Raw genomic sequence first — 2,006 nt, 5'->3', positions numbered from 1 at the left:
TTCCGCGCCGATCAGCCGGCGCACATCTCGATCAACCAGTCGGTGGTACTGCTGTCCACGCCCAGGCAGGGGTCGAACGTGAACACGACCAGGGTGCCGAGCACGATGAGGAATGCGGCGGCCAGCCACAGCATCCACACCAGCACGGTGCGGGTGCGCGGACCGGTGACGTAGTCGTTGACGATCGTGCGCATGCCGTTTGCGCCGTGGATGAGCGCCAGCCACAGCATCAGCACGTCCCACCACTGCCAGAACGGCGACGCGAACTTTCCGGCCACGAACGCGAAGTCCAGGCCGTGGATGCCCTCGCCGAGCATGAGGTTGACGAACAGGTGGCCGAAGATCAGCACGATCAGCAGCACGCCGGAGACGCGCATGTAGATCCAGCCCCACTTCTCCCAGTTCGTGCCCTTCTTGTGCACGGCGGGGGTACGGGGCGCGGCGAGCGTGTCGGCGGACATCAGTGACCCCCTCCCACGTTCGCGAAGACGATCGGAAGGTGGCGGGCCGAGAACGCGGCGACGGTGACCAGCCACAGCACCACGACGGTCCACCACAGCTGGCGTTGGTGGCGCGTCGCCCAGGGCCAGATATCCACGGCGATGATGCGCAGGCCGTTGAAGGCGTGGTACACGATCGCGGCGACGAGGGCGACCTCGCCGAGCCCCATGATCGGGTTCTTGTAGGTGCCGATCACCGCGTCGTACGCCTCGGGGGAGACCCGGATGAGCGCGGTGTCGAGCACGTGGACGAGGAGGAAGAAGAAGATGGCGACACCGGTGATGCGATGCAGAACCCACGACCACATTCCCGCGTGGCCGCGATAGAGGGTTCCTCGCGGCGCCGGGGACGTGGTCTGAGCAATCGACGGTGTGACGCGCGCTGGTGCGGACACGGTCGTCCTCCCTTGGTGTGAACGAGAACCTCGCGCGGGATCGGGTGAACGGTTTGCCCGAAACATCCGGATCGTCGTGCGCGGGGATGCTCTTTCATCCTATGGCTGTCCGCGGTCGCGAAGCGACTCCGGCCCCCGCCGGTCGCGCCCCGGGCGGCGTTGTGGATGAATCCCGGGCGTGCGAGCGCGCCGCGGGTAGCCTCGGAACATGGTGGACCGCATCAAGGACTTTTACGCCGTCATCCCTGCCGGGGGTGTCGGCAGCAGGCTGTGGCCGCTGTCCCGCGCCGATGCGCCGAAGTTCCTGCACGACCTCACCGGGTCGGGCAATTCGCTGCTGCGCGACACGTGGGATCGGCTGGCGCCGCTGGCCGGCTCGGACCGGATCTCCGTTGTCACCGGGCGCGCCCACCGTGCTGCCGTCGAGAAACAGCTCCCGGGGATCGCCGATCACAACGTCTTCCTGGAGTCCGAGCCGCGCGAGTCGACGGCGGCGATCGGGTTGGCCGCCGCGATTCTCGCCAAACGGGAACCCGAGGTCATCATCGGCTCGTTCGCCGCCGACCACGTCATCCGCGTTCCGCATCTGTTCGAGTGGGCGGTGCAGCAAGCCGTGTCCGTCGCGCGCGAGGGGTACATCTGCACGATCGGCATCCAGCCCACCGAGCCGTCGGTGGGGTTCGGCTACATCCGCAAGGGTGACGCGCTGGTCGTCGACGGTGCGCCAGAAGCGGCGCTCGTGGAGCGGTTCGTCGAGAAGCCGGACTTCGAGACGGCGAAGGAGTATTTCGCCGACCGTCGCCACCTGTGGAACGCCGGCATGTTCATCTCGCGGGCCGACGTGCTGCTCGGCCAGATCGCGGAGAACGACCCGCACCTGTACGCGGGCTTGATGGACTTGGCTGAGGCCTGGGACGACCGCGACAAGCGCGGGCCCGTCGTTGACCGGGTGTGGCCCACCCTGACGAAGATCGCGATCGACTACTCGGTGGCCGAGCCAGCGGCGGCAGCGGGCTTGCTCGCAGTCGTTCCGGGGCACTTCGACTGGGACGACGTGGGGGACTTCGCCAGTCTCGCCAAGCTCAACTCCGGCGGACGCAAGAACGACCTG

3 protein-coding genes are annotated in these 2,006 nt (G+C 67.5%); 1 reads left to right on the top strand and 2 read right to left on the bottom strand.

Features of this window, described 5'->3' with window-relative positions:
• Positions 1–11: 11 nt before the first annotated feature.
• Both ACK5KK_RS06300 and sdhC read right to left on the bottom strand, forming a co-directional pair.
• Complete coding sequence (locus ACK5KK_RS06300) at positions 12–461, bottom strand: succinate dehydrogenase hydrophobic membrane anchor subunit (RefSeq protein WP_416889239.1); 450 nt, start codon at positions 459–461, stop codon at positions 12–14.
• Complete coding sequence (gene sdhC / locus ACK5KK_RS06295) at positions 461–895, bottom strand: succinate dehydrogenase, cytochrome b556 subunit (RefSeq protein WP_416889238.1); 435 nt, start codon at positions 893–895, stop codon at positions 461–463. The genes ACK5KK_RS06300 and sdhC overlap by 1 nt, the downstream gene beginning before the upstream one ends.
• Positions 896–1,103: 208 nt before the next feature.
• On the opposite strand from sdhC, the gene ACK5KK_RS06290 reads away from it, so the two are divergent.
• The coding region (locus tag ACK5KK_RS06290; protein WP_416889237.1) for a mannose-1-phosphate guanylyltransferase at positions 1,104–2,006 on the top strand (903 nt) is incomplete at its 3' end.

Origin of the sequence: Microbacterium sp. (assembly GCF_047972865.1) — a bacterium.
In the GTDB taxonomy this organism is placed as follows: Bacteria; Actinomycetota; Actinomycetes; order Actinomycetales; family Microbacteriaceae; genus Microbacterium.
Note: the sequence above shows the minus strand (reverse complement) of the source record. Positions and strands in the feature narration are given on the sequence as shown.

What these genes read in the sequence shown, in the direction of transcription:
- ACK5KK_RS06300 (WP_416889239.1), bottom strand. Translation starts at nt 461, where the DNA reads ATGTCCGCCGACACGCTCGCCGCGCCCCGTACCCCCGCCGTGCACAAG.